The organism is Klebsiella sp. GFKo11 (assembly GCF_056490265.1).
In genome coordinates this window covers 1,594,729-1,613,848 of record NZ_CM151369.1, presented here as the reverse complement: position 1 = coordinate 1,613,848, position 19,120 = coordinate 1,594,729, and the positions used below count along the sequence as shown (strand labels likewise).

Sequence of the window (19,120 nt, the reverse complement as noted above, 5' to 3'; positions counted from 1 at the left end):
TAAACGTAATGACTAATGCGTGGATAAAATTGCCGACATTAATTCATCGACATTTACAGGGGCTAAAAGCTCGCGGGTAAACTCGCCGTTTTGCAGCAGCAAAATACGATCGCAGACTAAAGGCAGCTCTTCTATTTCACTGGAAATGAATATGACGCTTTTACCTTCGGCGGCCAGTTCCCGCACGATACGGTATATCTGCTGCTTGGCTTCGATATCGACTCCGCGCGTCGGCTCGTCAAGTAGCAAAATTTCGCTTTCAGCGTAAACCCAGCGACCAATCACCACTTTTTGCTGATTACCGCCCGATAATGTCCCGATTGCGGTCTCGGTATTTGCGGCTTTGACCGTCATGCGACTCATGACCGCCGCGGTCAACTCCTGAATCCGCTGCCAGTTCAATACGCCACGTCGGCTAACTTTGTGCCGGTTGGTCATCACCGTATTTTCATCCACGCCCAGCAGCGGAATAATTCCCGCCTCCTTACGGTTTTCCGGGGTATAACCCACGCCGCTCTTGAGCATCGCGGTATATTGCGGATGTGAAATGTTGGCACCATTCAGCGTGATTTTTCCATCAGAAAACGTTTCTAAGCCGATGATAGCCTTGAGTAACTCACTACGGCCCGAGCCCAGCAGTCCGGCAATACCCAGCACTTCACCACGGTGCAATGTAAAATTGATATTGTGAAGCTTGGGCGGATGACGCAACTGAGCTACCTGTAGAACCGGGGTTGTCAGCAGTTCTGCAGATTTCACGAGTGGAAGATCAACATGCTCCCTTCCCAGCATCAGCGATACGATTTCCTGCGTTGTCGTACTCTCCAGCGTGACATCGCCAGCAACCTGACCATCGCGCATAATCGTGGCGCATGAAGCAATGCGGCGGATCTCCTCCATGCGATGGCTGACATAAACCACGGCAACGCCCAGCGCAGACATTTGCTTCACCGCGTTGATCACCAGTTCGACCTCCGCATTCGCCAGTGAACTGGTCGGCTCATCAAGAATGACGACCTGCGGCTGACCTTTCATCACGCGAGCAATTTCAACAAGCTGCTTTTGCGCCGGGCTAAGCGTGTCGACCAGCGCATCCGCTGGGACGTCAACACCGAGCGCCGCCAACGCTTCCCTGGCCTGGCGGGCCATGATGCCCTGGTCAATCATGCCATTACGGCGCGGCCACTGGCCAAGGCAGAGATTCTCCGCAACCGTTAATCCTTCAACCAGGCTCAGCTCCTGATATACGGCTCTGACCCCTAACTCTGCTGCGCGCCGCGTCAGCGTTGCATCGTTACCCTCAAGCCGGGTTCCGTTCAACCAAATTTCGCCGCTATCCGGGCTTTCGCTGCCGGTCAACATGCGGATTAAAGTGGATTTTCCTGCACCATTCTTTCCCAATAGCGCCCGAACCTCACCTTTTGAGAGCGTAAAATCAACGTTATCCAGCGCCACAACCCCAGGGTAACGCTTATTCCCCCCGACGATCTTCGCAACCGGCGTCGACGTTTTTTCTATTACCGTCATGACATCTCTACCTCAGTTAACTGACAGGGGTTATCAAGGCAGACCGTCGACGTGCGTAGCCAGCCACTGCTTACCGTCTTCAGATTTAACGTAGGTATCGATATCTACTGGAATAATTTTGTTGGCTGGCGGGGTTTTGTTAATGACATTCATGGTTTGCGCGAAAACGGCATTGCCCATTTTCTTGCCGGAAATATCCACGACGGCTTTCAGCACCTGATAGCTTTGCAGCTCCTGAGCGATCTCCGTCGTCATATCAGAGCCAAACACGGCGATCTTACCCACTTTACCCTGATTACGAACCGCTTTGACGGCCCCCAGCGTCGCACCGCCAGACTCACCCATAATGGCGTCGAGGTCAGAGGTGGAGATAATCAATTTCTCGCCAACTGAGATGGCTTTATCAAGAACGGTGCCTTCCTGATTCGCGACGATCTGCATATCCGGAACGCGTGCCTTCAGCGCCGCTTCAAAGCCTTTCCGCCGCTGTACGCATACTTCAAATGCTTCACAGTTGATGACCGCAATTTTCGGCGCGCTGATTTTATTGGCAATGAAATAATCGGCTGCGGCATCACCAAGTTTTTTACCGAACTCTAGCGGGTCGCCGACCAGATAGGCAGAGACATATTTATCTACGCCTTTCTCATTGATGCAGGTGTTGTAACAAATCACCGGAATACCGGCTTCACTGGCCCGGCGAACTGCACGGCTACTGCCGTTTTCTGAGACAGCGGAAAGAATGATGGCATCTACATTACGCGCAACCAGCGTATCGATAAATGAACTCTCTTTAGAGATATCGCCCTGGGCGTTGGTTTCAATCAGTTGGATTTTCGACTCGGTGCTTTTTGCTGAATCCTGAACGCCCTGCCGGACGCCTGCATAATAGCCCTGCGTATCAAGGTAGATGGCCCCAACGGTGATCTCTTTTTCTGCGCTAAAACCTGGGAATGAAATACTCAACAACGTTAACAGTAAACATGAAAAAAATGAGACTACTTTGTTTTTAGACATACGTGCCTCCTGTAGGGTCAGGCATTTATTGTTGTTTAATTCCGGCGGCAGATGGGCATACCGCCGAACGATTTCACATATTCTAAACATCTCAGGAAAAGCGGCGGGTCAGGCCGCTCAAAGATTACAGTAAACACTCTTTAGTTAATGAGGTGCAGTACAAACGGCATTGCCTTTCGGAACAACGCTGCTTTTGCCCAGGCTGGATCCAGCATTTCTAGTTCGGAAAGCGCCTGTTCGTATTGCGATCCGCCCCCTAATCCTGCCGTTGCCAGAGTGCGCACAAACAGACACTTCTCCTGATGTTGTTTTTGGATATCGGCATATAACGCCAGCAGGTCCGGCTGGGATACCGCAAAGAAATCGGCCTCGATTTGCGCCGTTTCCATATGCTGAGCCCACTGCAACATTTCAGTAAAAAGCTTTTCACTGGCCTGGGGATCGCCGAGCATCCGCAGAGCTACGCCTTGCCAGAAGAGATAGTCCACCGGCTGATCGTTGTAATAGCTATGAATATTGATCGTCCGGTCACCCAACGCCGCCTTGTGGAAACATTCGACTGCGCGCTCTTCCATCCCCTGCTGTCTGGCGCAGACTCCCAGCCAAAACCAGATATCGTTATCGGTCTGTCCCGGTAGTCGCCCTTCGCTAAGGTTATCCGGATAGTGCAGTGCCGATAACAGCAGCGCTTCTGCCTGCCGCGGTTGCTGCTGATGAATATGCTGCCAGGCACGCAATAGTTGGTTGATAACAAACTGACTGGTTACTTTTCCTTCACCGCCTTCCCAGGGGTGAAATTTACGCGAGGAGAGCACGCTGGCTGCCTGCTCAGTTTTCCCGGTAAGATGCCAAAGATGCAGCAACTCCGCGGTTAAATCGTCACGCTTCAACGCCGTTGCGAGATGGGCTTCCAGCCGGGAAAGACGTTTTTCCGGCTCCGCAGCGGTCAACTTATCCAGCAGATCGCGTTCAAAAAGCAAACGAGCGTCTTCTGGCTGATGAGTACAGGCTTTATCCAGATACTCTGCCGCCAGTTCAGCATCACCTTGCTTATTCCATGCATGAATTGCCAGCCCTCGCCATGCATCGGCAAAATCAGGGGCCATTTCAACGCAGCGATGCCATAGATGAGTCGCTTTCTCGTAGTTACGGCGACTATAGTGGAAGCAGGCGAGCAGGTGCTGAGCAAAATAGCACTCGGTGATATTCTCCAGCGCCGCCACTTCCACCAGCAAATTGGGGAAACGCACAAAGTCAGGAAATACCTCGCGAGCGCGATTTATCAGCGCAGTGCGCTCATTCCCCTCGCTCAAGCTGGCTTGTAAATAGAGCGGCAACGTTTTCTGACAGTTAAGCCTGGCCAGCACGGCCTTCGCCCGGTTGGCCATTCCCCAGCTCAGCAATAATCCGGCAGTTTGCAGGGCGTTAATATCCCGCGACTGGCAGACGCCAACCCATTGCGCGTAATCCGGCTCCGCTTCTGATAGCGTCGCCTTTATCCACCAGAGCGTGGGATTCAGAGGATAATCGCGCAGCAGTTCCTCGACTTGCTGCTGTGCCTCGCGGCGACGCCCAGTGAGATGCAGTAACAAGGTTTCCAGAGACAGCACGTCCTGGTTAGTCGGGCACGCCAGCAGGCTTTGCCGACAGAAACTCAACGCATCGTCATAACGCACGTTTCGCGTAGCCAGCCTGGCAAGCCCATAATATCCACCCGCTTTGCTGTTGCCGCTCCACACCGCACGCCAAAAATCCTCTTGTGCATCGTGCCATTGCTGTAGACGCTCTCTGGCACTAGCGCGGATCATGCTGGCCTGGCCGCACTGGGGGTTTTTATTCAATTGATGGGCACGCGTCAGCGCCCGAGTCGCATAATCGATAGTTCGTGGGTAGTCTGCGCGATTATATTCCAGCATCGCCAGCGCCAGGTTGCAGCGGTAATCCTGTGGATCCAGTTCAATGCCGCGAAGGTAATAGTCGAAAGGTGAACGGCTGGCGTGGTGATACTGCTCCAGGTGCTGACCAATAAACCACGCCTCATCGACGCTGTTTATCTCGCCCGCGTTTAACGGCGTTATCGCCACTTCTGGCAACGGTAATTCCTGCGGTTGATGCTCCTGATAACGCAAAACGCACTTGCCATGACTATCGAGCAATTCCATCGTCAGGCGAGCAGGATCGATACCGGCTAGCGCGCCCTGAACGGCGGTGCATGGCATCAGCTCAATCATTTCATCCAGCAGCGGATGCGAATTGCCCTCTTCACGAAGGGTCAGGCGATGTGCGGTAAGGGGAGAAATGGCGTAGACCCCCCATGCAATGCCGCCGTCTTCGCGTTGCAGCTTAATCACCGCATCACGCGAAGCGTTCTGCACCATACCCAGTGAATGATAAGGCAGGAAATATTGCTCGAAGCGTTTTTCTTCAAACGGATCGAGCCAGGTAAAGTCAGGCTGGTTGTCGGCAAAAATACCGGTCATCAGTTCGATATACGGCCCGTTCTCATCGGTCAGATTTTTGTCCCATGCCTGGCCGAATTCGCTATAGCCCCAGCTCCACTGCTTTTTCCCCGGCGCAATGTGATGATCCGCAACGTGCAGCAGCCCGCCATTTTCATCATGGCACCAGGCACCGACAAAATCGTACTCTGATTTTTCAGCCATGTAGGAGGTCGGGACCGGGACGTTCTTATAGCGTGAGATATCGACGCCAGCCGAGTAGTCCACCTTGTAATAAGTGCCGGTGGCGATCGGGAAGGCTGAAACCGCACGTTTGCCGTGATCAAATACCGCAGTCACATCCGGCGGGAATACGCTTTGATGCCCGTCGCCGCCTTTTACAGCTGGATTCGCCCACCATAAGAAATGGCGCGGGGTAGCATTGCTGTTGTAGACCCGGCTGCCAATTTCCAGCGCCGCACGCTCCGGGCGCAGCGTAAATCCGGTCATGACCTGCAGCCCATGCATTGGCTCGGTCTCGCCAACCCAAACGGTTTTTGAACCATCATCATTTTCGCTAATGGTAAAGTCCACCGGCATATAGGTCGTCGGACGATGGTGCTGCGGCCAGTTGAACTCTATTCCCCCTGAGATCCATGGACCAAGCAGTCCCACCAGAGCAGGTTTGATGACATCATTGTGATAAACGAAATCGCGCTGTCTGACCTTATCCCAGGCACGATGTACGCGCCCCCCTAATTGGGGCAGGATCATAACCTTGATATAGTCGTTTTCCAGCCATACGGCCTGCCAGGCCTTCAGCGTTTTATCCTCGCTCAGCGTATCCGTCACACCATAGGGATACACTGCCCCGGAAGACCCTTGATAAACCCGATTCTCCAGAAACATGGGGTGAGTATCCTGTGCCCCCGTTTCATAGGTTGGAATCTGTACCGTTTCCTGCCAAACGTTTACTGAACTCATAATGCCCTCAAAGTTAACAAGACATACTGAAGTGAAATAATGAGAGCAGTTTAATAGACAGAATCACGGCTTTTACGCACAATAATCACGCAATTCAGTTAACAAGGTTTAGTTTATGAAAGCCTGTATTAACAATCAGCAGATTCGTCATTACAACAAAGGCGTACTACTGGAATACCTGTATCGCAAGAAACGGGCTAGTAAATCGACACTCGCACGGCTGGCGCAAATCTCTATCCCTGCGGTCAGCAATATTCTCCAGGAGCTGGAGGAGGAAGGACGCGTCGTTAACGTACAGGACGATCGTCTGTCGCGCGGGCATAGCAGCGGAGCCTGGCTTATCGCACCCGATGGCGACTGGACCTTGTGCATGAACATCACGCCAACCAGCATCGAGTGTCAGCTTGGTAACGCCTGCCTGAGCGCGAAAGGTGATGTGGAATACCATGCCATTGATGCCCCTACCCCTCAGGCATTGTTGGCTGCCATTGAGAAATGCTGGCATCAGTTCCGTAAGCATTGGCCAAATCGCAAAATCAATCTGGCGCTGGCGGTTCATGGACAGGTTGATGCGGGAACGGGAGTCTCACAAACCATGCCGCAGGCTCCCTGGAAGCAGCCCGTGGAGATGAAATATCTGCTGGAGGAAAAGCTCAATGTGCGCGTCATGGTCGATAACGACTGCGTGATGCTGGCGCTGGCGGAAAAATGGCAAAACGACGGGCAGTACCGGGATTTTTGCGTGATCAACGTTGATTACGGTATTGGCTCCTCATTCGTTATCAACGACCAGGTCTGGCGCGGTAGCCTTTACGGCAGTGGACAAATCGGCCACACGATTATCAATCCTGATGGTGTGGCCTGCGACTGCGGGCGATACGGCTGCCTGGAGACCGTGGCCTCCCTCAGCGCCTTAAAAAAACAGGCAAGGATGTGGCTTAAAACACAGCCCGACCTCGCGGATAATCCGGAAGCGCTCACCATCGATGCCTTAATTGAAAAATGGCAGCAGGGTGATTCCCGGCTGCATACATGGGTTGAGGACTCGGCAAATGCCATCGGGCTTAGCCTCTACAACTTCCTCAATATATTAAATATAAACAATATCTTATTGTACGGTCGCAGCTGCGGCTTTGGCGAGGAATGGCTAAATACCATCATCAAACAAACTGGTTTCAATCCGTTTGATCACCGTGATGCCCCGCGAACCCGCGCTACTCAAATCGGCTTTGGCAAGCTGACCCGCGCACAGCAGCTAATGGGGATCGGTTATCTGTACGTTGAGGAGCAGTTACAAACGCTGCGTTAATCGCGAGCGGCGCGTGGCGGAGCGCAAAATTGTGTATTACGTTTAAATCACACGTCTCTCATAACGAGCTGATTATGAACACACTACGCTATTTTGATTTTGGCTCTTCCCGCTCCCTGCTGCTGTTGATTGCCCGTATCGCGGTGGTGGTTCTGTTTATTCTTTTTGGCTACCCAAAACTGCTGGGCTTTAGCGGTACGGTGCAATATATGGCTTCATCCGGCGCGCCGATGCCGACGCTGGCGGCGATTATTGCCATCATTATGGAAGTCCCGGCGGCCATTTTGATTGTGCTGGGCTTTTTCACCCGACCGCTGGCGGTGCTGTTTATTTTTTATACCCTGGGCACGGCGGTTATTGGCCATCACTATTGGGATATGTCCGGCGATGCGGTACTGCCGAATATGATTAACTTCTGGAAAAACGTCAGTATTGCCGGAGCCTTTCTGCTACTGGCGATAACCGGGCCTGGCGCTATTTCACTCGACCGGCGTTAATCCCCCAGACGCAAAAAAGGCCGCAATCGCGGCCTTTTTTTCGCTTTAAACAACTCAGCGTTATGCGTAAACCGGGAAGCGTGCGCAGATATCCAGCACTTTACCCTTCACGCGCTCAATGACCGCTTCGTCATTGATGTTGTCCAGCACGTCGCACATCCAGCCAGCCAGTTCTTTCACTTCCGCTTCTTTAAAGCCGCGACGAGTGACCGCCGGAGAACCGATACGGATACCGGACGTCACGAACGGGCTCTTCGGATCGTTCGGTACGCTGTTTTTGTTGACGGTGATGTTGGCACGACCCAGCGCCGCGTCAGCTTCTTTACCGGTCAGGTTTTTGTCGACCAGATCCAGCAGGAACAGGTGGTTTTCAGTGCCGCCAGACACCACTTTGTAGCCACGGTTCAGGAACACTTCCACCATCGCTTTGGCGTTTTTCGCAACCTGCTGCTGGTAGACTTTGAACTCTGGCTCCATCGCTTCTTTCAGCGCCACGGCTTTCGCCGCGATGACGTGCATCAGCGGGCCACCCTGAGCGCTTGGGAATACGGCTGAGTTCAGTTTTTTGTACAGCTCTTCGCTACCGCCTTTCGCCAGGATCAGGCCGCCGCGCGGACCCGCCAGGGTTTTGTGGGTAGTTGTGGTGACAACGTGAGCGTGCGGAACCGGGTTCGGGTAAACGTCAGCAGCAATAAGACCGGCAACGTGGGCCATATCAACGAACAGGTATGCGCCAATGCTGTCTGCGATTTCACGCATTTTTGCCCAGTCAACCACACCAGAGTATGCGGAGAAGCCGCCGATAATCATCTTCGGTTTGTGGGTCTGCGCCTGCTTCGCCATGTCCTCATAGTCAATTTTACCGGACTCATCGATGCCGTAAGGGATGATGTTGTACAGTTTACCGGAGAAGTTAACCGGGGAGCCGTGAGTCAGGTGACCACCCTGCGCCAGGTTCATACCCAGAACGGTATCGCCCGGTTGCAGCAGCGCGGTGTAGACCGCGAAGTTAGCCTGGGAACCGGAGTGCGGCTGAACGTTAGCGTAGTCGGCGCCGAACAGCTCTTTTGCGCGGTCGATAGCCAGTTGTTCAACGATATCAACGTATTCGCAGCCGCCGTAGTAGCGCTTTCCCGGATATCCTTCAGCGTATTTGTTGGTCAGCTGAGAACCCTGCGCCTGCATAACACGCGGGCTGGTGTAGTTCTCGGAGGCGATCAGTTCGATGTGCTCTTCCTGACGTACTTTTTCCTGCTCCATAGCCTGCCACAGTTCGGCATCATAATCGGCAATGTTCATTTCACGCTTTAACATCCGCATCTCCTGACTCAGCTAACGATAAAATTTCGGCCTAAAAAGGCGGTCCAATCGGACAACGGCCCACAGTATAACTGAATCATTCTGTGATAACAGGTCTTGACAAATGATTTTACGCAAACGATTGGCTCCGCATTACACAAGGCTTTGAGCAATAACGCTCCTGAGATTATCAACGGATTTCTTTTCAGGTTTGTGATGCAAATAATTCATGTTGTAACCACCTTACGGCAAAGTGTTAAAGAACCATTTACAAAGCAGGGTTATTTTTATAAGATGCATTTAAAATACATTATTAAAATGACTCATATAAGGAAGCTGCTATGCTCGACGCCCAAACCATCGCAACGGTGAAAGCCACCATTCCCCTGCTGGTTGAAACCGGTCCAAAGCTGACCGCCCATTTTTACGATCGCATGTTTACGCATAACCCTGAACTCAAAGAAATTTTTAACATGAGTAACCAGCGCAATGGCGATCAGCGTGAAGCACTGTTTAACGCGATTGCCGCCTATGCCAGTAATCTTGAGAACCTGCCCGCCCTGCTGCCGGCGGTCGAGAAAATTGCTCAGAAGCATACCAGCTTCCAGATCCAACCAGAGCAGTACAACATTGTCGGTACCCATCTGCTGGCCACCCTGGACGAAATGTTCAGTCCGGGCCAGGAAGTGCTGGACGCCTGGGGCAAAGCTTACGGCGTGTTGGCCAACGTCTTTATCAATCGTGAAGCGGAAATCTACAGCGAAAGCGCCAGCAAAACCGGCGGCTGGGATGGGACTCGTGCGTTCCGCATCGTGAAGAAAACCCCGCGCAGCGCACTCATCACCAGCTTTGAATTTGAACCTGTCGACGGCAGTGCCGTAGCTGAATATCAGCCAGGCCAATATCTGGCGGTCTGGCTGAAGCCGGAAGGTTTTCCGCATCAGGAAATCCGTCAGTACTCCCTGACCCGCAAGCCTGATGGCAAGGGTTACCGCATTGCGGTGAAACGTGAAGATGGCGGTCAGGTATCAAGCTGGCTGCATAACTCAGCCAAAGAAGGGGATGTGATTTATCTGGCGGCACCAGCAGGTGATTTCTTCCTCAATGTCGCCCCGCAAACGCCAGTCACGCTGATCTCCGGCGGCGTCGGCCAAACGCCGATGCTGGCGATGCTGGATGTTCTGGCGAAAGCGCAGCATCCGGCTCAGGTTAACTGGTTCCATGCGGCAGAAAACGGTGACGTTCACGCCTTTGCAGACGAGGTAAAAGCGCTGGGGGCAAGCCTGCCGAAGTTTACTTCTCACGTCTGGTACCGCAACCCGAACGAAGCAGACCGCCAGGCGGCACAGTTTAATAGCGAAGGTTTGATGGATTTATCGGTACTGTCCAACAAGCTCAGCGACCCGCAGATGCAGTTTTATCTGTGCGGCCCGGTGGCGTTTATGCAGTTTGCCGCGAAGCAGTTGGTTGAGCTGGGCGTAAACAGCGAGAACATTCATTACGAATGCTTCGGCCCGCATAAGGTGCTGTAAGCCACTTTAGATGACGGGCCGGGAAACCGGCCTGTCAACGTCGCTACCCTACTTTCGCTACCGACTGTCTGACGATCAGGTCTGCGGTCAGGCGCTTAACGCTCTTGGTTCTCTTTTCTTTGTTTTCAATTTTAGAAATCAACAGTTTGGCTGCGGTCAGACCCAGTTGATATGCAGGCTGCTTAATGACCGTCAACGGAGTCGGGAAAAAGCTTGCCCACCTGGGGTCATCAAACATCAGAAAAGAGATATCTTCCGGAACCGCCAGACCACATTTGTAAATAGCAGAAATAACCCCTTCACCAATAAAATCGTTAGCCGCAATAATGGCGGAAGGTCTGTTTTTACCCGTCAGAAAATTGATGACCTCACTGCTGGTTCTGGACTGTAACTTATCCGTGTCTTTAACCAACAAAACGTCGTGGGTAATATTTGAATCGGCTTCAGCTATTGCGCTTTTAAACCCACTCAAGCGCTCATCAAATGTAGTAATCGCTAAATCACCGGTGCAGTAGAGTATGTTTCTGTGTCCCTGGCTGATGAGATAGTTGGTTGCGAGCTTCATGCTTTCATGGTTGCTAATCAACACCTGGTCGCTTGAATCGAGGCCGGACAGGCGGTCAACTTCAACGATCGGCAGATGCGCCAGGGGTCTGATGTTATTTATCGATTGATGCGTCGGGACAATGATAAGTCCCTGAAGCATGTTGCTTTTTAGCAAATCGATAAGTTCCCGCTCGGTATTTTCATCTTCTGAGGAAGTGCCAAAAATGACGGTATAGCCATTATCAATTGCCACTTTCTGGATAGCAGTGATGATTTCACCGTGAAATAAGTTAGTGATATCGGAAACGATCACGCCAATCGTTTTCGACTCACCGCTGCGCAGTTTTCTGGCTATAACGTTAACCTCATACCCTACTTCCTGCGCTGCGAGTAACACTTTTTCTCGGGTCTCTTTGGTCACCAGCCCCGAATCGCGCAATGCTCTTGAAACAGTAGAGTTAGATAAATTAAGTTTTTTAGCGATATCTGCAATGCTTGCCATATTTCTCTCTTAAGACGATCCGTCGTTCTTTTCACCCATTGACCCTGGAGCCTACGCCAGGCCATTCACGTATTCTGGCACGCCCCTTGAGTCCTGACATCCAATTAAACCCTTTAGCTATTCAACAGGTTACTTCACATACCTGTTTTCTGGCAATTCCTGTCGCCCTGAACGGAGAAAGCTCTCACCTGAATGACGATCGCAATCTGTGATCGTTCTCTCTTTTTGATCTTCTCTTGCCAGGCTAGAATGCCCACAAATGACAACGTTGTCATTTTAAAATAAAAGCTAAAAACAAAGAATCAAATACGTAAAAACAATTAGATAACACAACAGAAGTGACAATTTAAAAACGTTAAAAGACAACGTTTTCATTAATCAGGAGTATTGAAAATGCTAACCATCCCATTGATCGAAGCCACAGCAGAAAACCTGGCCCCTTACGCCAAACTCATCGGTTTACCGGCAAACAGAACCCCCTCTGTTGACCGTACCGACATCACTTACTTTCACGATGTCTGCGATGCCAATGACTTCACCGAAATACCGGTCGCCAGCTTCCTGAAAGCGAAACCGCATCCCTTCACGCTTGCCAATATTGAACGCCATATGCAGACCGAAGAGGCCGTTATCCCCTTGACCGGCGAGAGCGTAATCGTCCTCGGGCCAGTGGGTGAATTTGATATCAACAAACTGGTCGCCATCCACCTTGATGGCTCTTACGGCATTATCATGCGCCGCAACGCCTGGCACTTTGCCCCGTATCCCCTACATGGAGAAAACGCTACTTATATGCTGCTGTCCGGCCGCCACACGCCTGACGATATCGAAGTGCTGGATATTGATACGGTGATTGTGCCCGAGGTGAAAAAGGGGGAGTACACCAATGCTCCATGCTAAACCTTCATGCCTGTTAGCCTGTGAAATCCTCTGGGACTGCGTTGAAGGCCACCCTCCTCAACAGGGTGGAGCAACCCTTAACGTGGCTTATCATCTGCAAAAATTAGGCTGCAGAACGGTCCCGGTATCCAGCGTGGGTAGCGACAAGCTCGGCAACCAGTCGCTCAGCATCATTAAAAATGACTGGCGCTGCGATGTCAGCGAAATCAAGGTCCTTAAGGATGTGGGAACGGGGATTGTGGATGTCAAAATTGATGCAGCAGGCGATGCCTCCTATGACATTCATACTCCCGCCGCCTGGGACTACATTAGCATCAGCCACAATGCGGAAAACCTCGCCAGCAGCGCCTTTGTTTACGGGTCTGTCGCTTTGCGTAGCACGTTCAACCAGAAATCCTTTGCTGATTTTCTGCAAATATATCAGGGGCTAAAGTGTTTTGACGTTAACTTACGCGAAGGACAAAATGATATTCAGATTGTTGGTGAGTTTTTACAGCGAGCGGATTTCATTAAGTTAAACGAAAGTGAACTGGACAAGATTGCCCGTCATTTCAATATTGTGGCTGAAAAAATCGAAGAGCAGATATACGCGCTGGTGGACATTATTGGCGACAAAATTATCTGTATCACCCGAGGGGATAAACACCCGGTTCTCTACCGGGAAGGACATATTTACTCAGGACAAGCTATCCGGGTAAACGTTAAAAACACTATCGGTGCCGGTGACGCATTCTTCGCAGCGATGATCAATGCCTTAATTAATCCGCAATTTGAACCCATCGCGGCGCTATATAAGGCATCAGCATTGGGATCATGGGTTGCCACTAAAGAAGGCGCGCAGCCGGAATATGATAACGACATTATAGAAAAACTTTTTAACGACCAGGCGGTGCTGTGATGAAAAAAACAGGATTGTTCGTTTCTCCAGATGGTAATAACCAATTCAAGATATTTTGCATCATCTCTATGCTGTTTCTTGTTCTTGGATTCAGCACCGGCATGATCGATATCCTTAATAAACACTTTCAAAACACGTTAGAGATCACCAAAGCAAAGTCGGCGCTTATTCAGTTCGCGAACTATATTAGCTATTTCTTCGTCGCTATTCCTGCGGGGATCCTGGCACAGCGCTATGGGTATAAATCCGGCATTATTATCGGACTCGTGCTGATTATGTGCGGTACCAGTACGTTTATGCTGGCGACGGTGCATGGTGAGTATATGTTCTTTCTTACCGGTATTTTCATCCTCGCGGCTGGACTGACCTTTATCGAAACCATTGCCAACCCTTACGTCATTGTCCTCGGGAATAAAGACGGCGGAGCGGCAAGGCTGAACATATCGCAATCCATCGCGGGTCTGGGCCTGATCTTTGGCCCACTGATTGGCGGCCATTTTGTCCTTTCCGCGACCGGGGAAGTTTCTAAGACTAACGACGGGTTATTCATACCCTATCTGGGGATTTTCCTCGCGGTGACCCTGATTCTATTGGTCTTCTTCAGAACCAAAGTTCCCGAAGTTGTGCCTGAAGCAGATGAGCGAATCAACGCGAGCGAGAAACCCTTTTGGCAGCTACCGCATTTTATTTTCGCCGTCATCGCCCAGTTCTTATATGTCGCGGGGCAGACGGGAATCTTCAGTTTCTTTATCAACTACGTTGTCGAACACTCACCGGCCATGACGCTGAGTCTCGCTAGCATGCTGCCTTCGACATGGACCTGGAACGCGGGAAGTTTCTACCAAATTACCGAACGCGGCGCATCGCAGATCCTGGCCTTCGGTGGATTCGGGCTCTTTATGATTGGTCGCCTGACCGGAGGAATGCTGCTGAGTAAAATTAAAACTCAGGTTGTTCTTTCAACGTTTGCCCTAATCAACTCCGTGCTAATGGTCATTATCATTTACTCAGATGGTTATCTGGCAACCATTTCTTTAGTGCTCAGTTTTTATTTTATGTCGATCATGTTCCCGGCTATTTTCTCACTCGGTATTACGGGCCTTGGCGGACAAACTAAAAAAGCCTCTTCAATTATTGTTATGTCTATCGTTGGTGGTGCCGTTATGCCGATGATCATGGGGGCTATTGCCGACCATTACGATATGGCTACCGGATTTATTATGCCGCTAATCTGCTTTGTGTTCATTTTATTTTATGCCTTAACCTGGACCAGGTTATATCGTGGACAACATGTTGAAATCGCGACCACTCACTAATTAGTAAAATAAAATTCATTTTAATTAATCAGGAATAACTCTATGAAAATCTATATTGATACTGCCGATCTTAATGAAATAAAGCTGCTTGAGGAGAATTTACCGCTGGCTGGCGTAACCATGAATCCCAGCATCACGGCGAAATCAGGTATTGCGCTATCGGTGCTTATTCCGCAAATTCGCGCCGTACTGGGTAAGGACAGAATGATATTTGCCCAGGTTATTGCCTCCGATTGCGCAGGTATGGTGGAAGAAGCTCGCCGCCTGAGCGCAATGGATGAGAATATTGTCATCAAAATTCCCGTAACATCTGAAGGTTTGAAAGCGATAAAAAAACTGAAAGCCCATCAGGTCAGAACGCTGGGAACCGCCGTCTATACCACCACCCAGGGATTGTTAGCCGCGCTGGCTGGTGCAGAATATGTCGCCCCCTATTTCAACCGCATTGAAGCGCTATCTGGCAACGGTATTGAAATTGTCAGCGCTCTGGTTAAGGCGCTTGCCTTACATGCCCCGCACTGCAAAGTGTTTGGCGCCAGCTACAAAAACAATCAACAGTTCCTTGATTGCCTGCTGGCAGGCTGCGAGTGCATCACGCTGCCCACTGACCTTGCAAAAAATCTCCTGCAAAACCCGGCTGTCGATGCTGCCGTCGCCCAGTTTCAGCATGACTGGCAATCCGCTTACGGAAGCCTTGCTATTAAATAGTCAGCGTTTTCAATCAAGGAGAAGATAATGAGCACAAAAATTATTCAGTCGCCGGGTAAATATATTCAGGGGGCCGGGCTTTTAAGTTCGGTTGCAACTTATGTAAAACACCTTAACGCCAAATTTTTAGTTCTTGGCGATGCTTTCGTATTGGGATTAACGCAAGACCGGCTCAGCACAAGTTTTAAAGGTGAAAATATCGCCTGCCAATTTTCGACGTTTAACGGAGAGTGTTCGCGCAGCGCCATCACTGCTATTCAGGCTGAAGCCGAAGAAAATCAGTGCACGGCAATTATCGGGATTGGCGGTGGGAAAACGATCGATGCGGCAAAAGCAGTAGCGTACTACCTGAATTTGCCGCTGGTCATTATCCCGACGATTGCTTCTACCGATGCGCCGTGCAGTTCCTGGTCCGTGCTCTATACCGATGATGGTGAATTCGACGCTTACCTCGACCTGCCTTTCAACCCAACGCTGGTACTGGTGGATACTCAGATAGTCGCCAATGCGCCTGCACGGCTACTGGCAGCAGGTATCGGGGATGCGCTGGCAACCTGGTTCGAAGCCCGAGCCTGTCTGAAAAGTTCGGCCACAACCATGGCTGGCGGGCACCCCACCGTCGCCGCAACGAGTATTGCCAGACAGTGTTATGAGACGCTGCTTGCTGATGCCAAAAAAGCTTTGCTCGCCGTCGAGCGCAACGTGGTAACCGAAGCCGTAGAGCACATTGTCGAAGCGAATACTTATTTAAGCGGCGTAGGTTTTGAGAGCGGTGGCCTGGCGGCGGCCCACGCTATCCACAATGGTTTTACCGTATTAGAAGAAACGCATGCGATGTATCACGGTGAAAAAGTGGCGTTCGGCACGTTAACCCAGCTGATCCTGGAAAATGCGCCGACTGAAGAACTCAATACCGTTCTACAGCTGTGCATTGATGTCGGTCTGCCGGTAACGCTCAGGCAGTTGAACGTCACTGAAGATGTCGAAAATAAGATGCGTAAAGTTGCCGAGCTGGCCTGCGTGAAAGGAGAGACGATTCACAATATGCCGTTTAAAATCACTGAGGATAGCGTTTATGCGGCCCTGCTCGCCGCCGACAGCTATGGATCTGCGTTTATCAAGGCAAAAGCATAACTGAACGCCATTGACAGAGACAAACAGCCCCGGTCGCATGATACGACCGGGGCTGTTTGATAACTTAGTTTGAAAACTCAAATCGCTTCGTCGTCTTCTTCACCGGTACGAATACGAATCACGCGCGCAACGTCGAAGACAAAGATTTTGCCATCGCCAATTTTGCCCGTCTGTGCCGTGCGGATAATAGTATCGACGCAGGTATCGACGATGTCATCAGTAACGACAATTTCGATTTTCACTTTCGGCAGAAAATCCACCATGTACTCCGCGCCGCGATACAGCTCGGTGTGCCCCTTCTGACGGCCAAAGCCTTTCACTTCCGTTACCGTCATCCCGGTGATGCCGACTTCGGCCAGCGCTTCACGCACGTCATCCAGTTTGAATGGTTTAATAATCGCATCAATCTTTTTCATGGTGTTCCTGTCTTAGTCGCGTAACCGGTTGCTAACCGTATCATAACTTGCGTCATCTTGCGGAGCTACTCTTTAAAGTCGTTGGCTTCAAGCTCGTGGCGCGACAGCAGCTTATAAAACTCCGTGCGGTTACGCCCTGCCATCCGCGCCGCATGCGTGACATTACCCTTGGTAATTTGCAGCAGCTTACGCAGGTAATTCAGCTCAAACTGATTACGCGCCTCAACAAACGTCGGCAGAGCGGTATTCTCCCCCTCCAGCGCCTGCTCCACCAGCGCATCGCTGATCACCGGCGAGGAAGTCAGCGCCACGCACTGCTCAATCACGTTCACCAGTTGGCGTACGTTCCCCGGCCATTTGGCGGCCATCAGCCGCTTCATTGCATCCGTGGAGAAAGCGCGAACAAACGGTTTATGGCGATCGGCGGACTGGCGCAGCAGATGGTTAGCCAGTAGCGGGATATCTTCTGTGCGATCGGCCAGCGGGGGAATTTTCAGATTCACCACGTTCAGGCGATAAAACAGATCTTCACGAAACTCACCGCGGGCCATCGCTTTCGGCAGATCGCGGTGGGTAGCGGAGATAATCCGCACGTCAATATCAATATCGCGATTGCTGCCCAGCGGGCGTACTTTGCGCTCCTGCAGGACGCGCAACAGTTTCACCTGTAGCGCCACCGGCATATCGCCTATCTCATCAAGAAACAGCGTGCCGCCTTCGGCTGCCTGAAACAATCCTTCACGGCTGCTGACCGCGCCGGTAAAAGCACCGCGCGCGTGACCAAATAGTTCCGATTCCAGCAGTTGTTCGGGTAGCGCTCCACAGTTAATAGCGATAAAAGGTTTATCGTGGCGCGGGCTGGCGTTATGAATGGCCTGGGCGACAATCTCTTTGCCGGTGCCGCTTTGGCCGTTAATCAGCACGCTCACGTCCGATTGCGCCACCATCCCGGCCTGCTCAAGCAAGCGCTGCATCAGCGGGCTGCGGGTGACAATCGCCTGACGCCAGCGCTCGTCGGTGGTCGGCGCGCTCTGCTCCAGCGCATCGTCGATAGCTTTATACAGCGCGTCTTTGTCCACCGGCTTGGTCAGGAAACTGAATACTCCCTGCTGAGTCGCTGCGACGGCATCAGGAATGGAACCGTGCGCGGTCAGGATAATCACCGGCATCCCCGGCTGGACCTTCTGAATTTCACTGAACAGCTGTAGGCCGTCCATCTCGTCCATCCGCAGGTCGCTGACGACCAGATCCACTTTCTCGCGACCCAAAATACGCAACGCCTCCGGGCCGCTTTCGGCAGTGACCACACGATATCCTTCGCTGATAAGACGCATCCCCAGCAGCTTCAACAAGCCCGGATCGTCGTCTACGAGCAGCAGATGGGCGGGTTTACGGATCGTCATGAATCACCTCCGGGACTTTCTCGCTGCCGTGCCCGGCATCAGAACTGAAATTGCCTCCAGGCTTACGGCTGGAGAGCTGGCGCTCAATATCGGTGAGGTTTTCCAGCTTACGGGTGGTGAGCTCAAGCTGGCTGCGTAACTCCAGCTCCTGCTGGCGCAGCGCCTCAAGCTCGGCATCGCTGGATTGCTGCAATTTGGCGTAGCGCGAACGCTCATCAACCAATTGAAGTTGTCGGCCCTGCCCTTCGCGCCAGAGCTGGTAAAGCGGGCGTACCTGCGCGGCGATTTGCGGGCTGAAAGTATCCAGACGATTCACCAGCGCCCGGCGTTCATCTGGCGTAATTTTGGCATCCGCCAGCAAAATACCGCGCTTAAAAGCATCCTGCCAGCTGTCATCATTATGCAGCTTAGCTTCCGCACGCGCCTGCGCCGGGGCCAGACGATCTGCGCAATCGATCCCCCGCAACCAGTAGAGCGGGTTTTTATCGCTGGCCTCATTTTTCAGATTCCAGATGTCGGCGCACTCTACCGAGAGAAAATCGGCGACCTGATGCTGCGGCAGCGCGGAGAGCGTTTTACCATCCGCGGCCTGTGGTGATGTGGAGGCGGAACATCCCGCCAGCGCCAGGCAAGAAATACCTGACAGCAGCCATCCCCTAAGAGGACGGACAAATGCGAAGAAGTGGGACATATT

General features: G+C 51.7%; 16 protein-coding genes. 8 read left to right on the top strand and 8 right to left on the bottom strand.

Annotated elements, in window-relative coordinates; translation table 11 throughout:
- Positions 1 to 12: 12 nt before the first annotated feature.
- From AC07P6_RS07850 to AC07P6_RS07840, 3 genes are all read right to left on the bottom strand, one after another.
- A complete protein-coding gene (locus AC07P6_RS07850) occupies positions 13 to 1,527 on the bottom strand; it encodes a sugar ABC transporter ATP-binding protein (protein ID WP_182207561.1) in 1,515 nt (504 codons plus the stop codon).
- A 33-nt stretch (positions 1,528 to 1,560) separates the two neighbouring features.
- Positions 1,561 to 2,544: a substrate-binding domain-containing protein gene (locus AC07P6_RS07845; RefSeq protein WP_182240427.1), complete on the bottom strand. Its 984-nt coding sequence runs from the start codon at positions 2,542 to 2,544 to the stop codon at positions 1,561 to 1,563.
- A gap of 140 nt (positions 2,545 to 2,684) precedes the next feature.
- A complete protein-coding gene (locus AC07P6_RS07840; RefSeq protein ID WP_478315973.1) occupies positions 2,685 to 5,966 on the bottom strand; it encodes a DUF5107 domain-containing protein in 3,282 nt (1,093 codons plus the stop codon).
- Positions 5,967 to 6,081: 115 nt separating this feature from the next.
- Here AC07P6_RS07840 and AC07P6_RS07835 point away from each other — a divergent pair, with 115 nt between their 5' ends.
- Positions 6,082 to 7,275 (top strand): ROK family transcriptional regulator, encoded by a 1,194-nt coding sequence (locus AC07P6_RS07835; protein WP_181485314.1) that lies wholly within the window; start codon positions 6,082 to 6,084, stop codon positions 7,273 to 7,275.
- Positions 7,276 to 7,349: 74 nt separating this feature from the next.
- Positions 7,350 to 7,772 (top strand): DoxX family protein, encoded by a 423-nt coding sequence (locus AC07P6_RS07830; protein WP_112215502.1) that lies wholly within the window; start codon positions 7,350 to 7,352, stop codon positions 7,770 to 7,772.
- Positions 7,773 to 7,832: 60 nt separating this feature from the next.
- Here the strand turns inward: AC07P6_RS07830 and glyA are convergent, their stop codons facing one another.
- The gene (gene glyA, locus AC07P6_RS07825) at positions 7,833 to 9,086 is read right to left on the bottom strand and encodes a serine hydroxymethyltransferase (protein ID WP_112215441.1); all 1,254 of its coding nucleotides are present in this window, start codon (positions 9,084 to 9,086) and stop codon (positions 7,833 to 7,835) included.
- A gap of 326 nt (positions 9,087 to 9,412) precedes the next feature.
- Here glyA and hmpA point away from each other — a divergent pair, with 326 nt between their 5' ends.
- Positions 9,413 to 10,603 carry an NO-inducible flavohemoprotein gene (gene hmpA, locus AC07P6_RS07820; RefSeq protein ID WP_478315972.1) on the top strand — a complete coding sequence of 397 codons (1,191 nt, stop codon included), beginning with the start codon at positions 9,413 to 9,415 and terminating at the stop codon, positions 10,601 to 10,603.
- 43 nt (positions 10,604 to 10,646) lie between these two features.
- Here hmpA and AC07P6_RS07815 read toward each other — a convergent pair whose 3' ends face one another.
- Entirely contained in the window at positions 10,647 to 11,651 is a 1,005-nt protein-coding gene (locus tag AC07P6_RS07815) for a LacI family DNA-binding transcriptional regulator (RefSeq protein WP_181485312.1), read from the bottom strand.
- Between the two features lie 393 nt (positions 11,652 to 12,044).
- Between AC07P6_RS07815 and AC07P6_RS07810 the strand changes: the two genes are divergently transcribed.
- From AC07P6_RS07810 to AC07P6_RS07790, 5 genes are read left to right on the top strand one after another with little or no spacing between them, the layout of a single operon-like run.
- The gene (locus tag AC07P6_RS07810; protein WP_478315971.1) at positions 12,045 to 12,551 is read left to right on the top strand and encodes an ureidoglycolate lyase; all 507 of its coding nucleotides are present in this window, start codon (positions 12,045 to 12,047) and stop codon (positions 12,549 to 12,551) included.
- A complete protein-coding gene (locus tag AC07P6_RS07805; protein WP_478315970.1) occupies positions 12,538 to 13,449 on the top strand; it encodes a PfkB family carbohydrate kinase in 912 nt (303 codons plus the stop codon). The genes AC07P6_RS07810 and AC07P6_RS07805 overlap by 14 nt, the downstream gene beginning before the upstream one ends.
- Positions 13,449 to 14,765 carry an MFS transporter gene (locus AC07P6_RS07800; protein WP_478316956.1) on the top strand — a complete coding sequence of 439 codons (1,317 nt, stop codon included), beginning with the start codon at positions 13,449 to 13,451 and terminating at the stop codon, positions 14,763 to 14,765. The genes AC07P6_RS07805 and AC07P6_RS07800 overlap by 1 nt, the downstream gene beginning before the upstream one ends.
- Positions 14,766 to 14,807: 42 nt before the next feature.
- Positions 14,808 to 15,473 (top strand): transaldolase family protein, encoded by a 666-nt coding sequence (locus AC07P6_RS07795; protein WP_181485309.1) that lies wholly within the window; start codon positions 14,808 to 14,810, stop codon positions 15,471 to 15,473.
- 27 nt (positions 15,474 to 15,500) lie between these two features.
- Complete coding sequence (locus AC07P6_RS07790; protein WP_478315969.1) at positions 15,501 to 16,607, top strand: glycerol dehydrogenase; 1,107 nt, start codon at positions 15,501 to 15,503, stop codon at positions 16,605 to 16,607.
- A 77-nt stretch (positions 16,608 to 16,684) separates the two neighbouring features.
- On the opposite strand, the gene glnB is transcribed toward AC07P6_RS07790, so the two are convergent.
- The 3 genes from glnB to qseG form a co-directional block, all read right to left on the bottom strand.
- Positions 16,685 to 17,023: a nitrogen regulatory protein P-II gene (gene glnB / locus AC07P6_RS07785; RefSeq protein WP_041146740.1), complete on the bottom strand. Its 339-nt coding sequence runs from the start codon at positions 17,021 to 17,023 to the stop codon at positions 16,685 to 16,687.
- Positions 17,024 to 17,088: 65 nt separating this feature from the next.
- Positions 17,089 to 18,426 (bottom strand): two-component system response regulator GlrR, encoded by a 1,338-nt coding sequence (gene glrR, locus AC07P6_RS07780; RefSeq protein ID WP_181485307.1) that lies wholly within the window; start codon positions 18,424 to 18,426, stop codon positions 17,089 to 17,091.
- Positions 18,413 to 19,117: a two-component system QseEF-associated lipoprotein QseG gene (gene qseG / locus AC07P6_RS07775; RefSeq protein ID WP_182207569.1), complete on the bottom strand. Its 705-nt coding sequence runs from the start codon at positions 19,115 to 19,117 to the stop codon at positions 18,413 to 18,415. Before qseG ends, glrR begins: the two co-directional genes overlap by 14 nt.
- Between the last annotated feature and the right edge of the window lie 3 nt (positions 19,118 to 19,120).

Coding starts and splice junctions, on each gene's coding strand:
- AC07P6_RS07790 (WP_478315969.1), top strand. CDS start 15,501: ATGAGCACAAAAATTATTCAGTCGCCGGGTAAATATATTCAGGGGGCC.
- AC07P6_RS07830 (WP_112215502.1), top strand. CDS start 7,350: ATGAACACACTACGCTATTTTGATTTTGGCTCTTCCCGCTCCCTGCTG.
- AC07P6_RS07835 (WP_181485314.1), top strand. CDS start 6,082: ATGAAAGCCTGTATTAACAATCAGCAGATTCGTCATTACAACAAAGGC.
- qseG (WP_182207569.1), bottom strand. CDS start 19,117: ATGTCCCACTTCTTCGCATTTGTCCGTCCTCTTAGGGGATGGCTGCTG.
- AC07P6_RS07845 (WP_182240427.1), bottom strand. CDS start 2,544: ATGTCTAAAAACAAAGTAGTCTCATTTTTTTCATGTTTACTGTTAACG.
- AC07P6_RS07805 (WP_478315970.1), top strand. CDS start 12,538: ATGCTCCATGCTAAACCTTCATGCCTGTTAGCCTGTGAAATCCTCTGG.
- AC07P6_RS07810 (WP_478315971.1), top strand. CDS start 12,045: ATGCTAACCATCCCATTGATCGAAGCCACAGCAGAAAACCTGGCCCCT.
- hmpA (WP_478315972.1), top strand. CDS start 9,413: ATGCTCGACGCCCAAACCATCGCAACGGTGAAAGCCACCATTCCCCTG.
- glrR (WP_181485307.1), bottom strand. CDS start 18,426: ATGACGATCCGTAAACCCGCCCATCTGCTGCTCGTAGACGACGATCCG.
- AC07P6_RS07795 (WP_181485309.1), top strand. CDS start 14,808: ATGAAAATCTATATTGATACTGCCGATCTTAATGAAATAAAGCTGCTT.
- glnB (WP_041146740.1), bottom strand. CDS start 17,023: ATGAAAAAGATTGATGCGATTATTAAACCATTCAAACTGGATGACGTG.
- AC07P6_RS07840 (WP_478315973.1), bottom strand. CDS start 5,966: ATGAGTTCAGTAAACGTTTGGCAGGAAACGGTACAGATTCCAACCTAT.
- AC07P6_RS07815 (WP_181485312.1), bottom strand. CDS start 11,651: ATGGCAAGCATTGCAGATATCGCTAAAAAACTTAATTTATCTAACTCT.
- AC07P6_RS07850 (WP_182207561.1), bottom strand. CDS start 1,527: ATGACGGTAATAGAAAAAACGTCGACGCCGGTTGCGAAGATCGTCGGG.
- glyA (WP_112215441.1), bottom strand. CDS start 9,086: ATGTTAAAGCGTGAAATGAACATTGCCGATTATGATGCCGAACTGTGG.
- AC07P6_RS07800 (WP_478316956.1), top strand. CDS start 13,449: ATGAAAAAAACAGGATTGTTCGTTTCTCCAGATGGTAATAACCAATTC.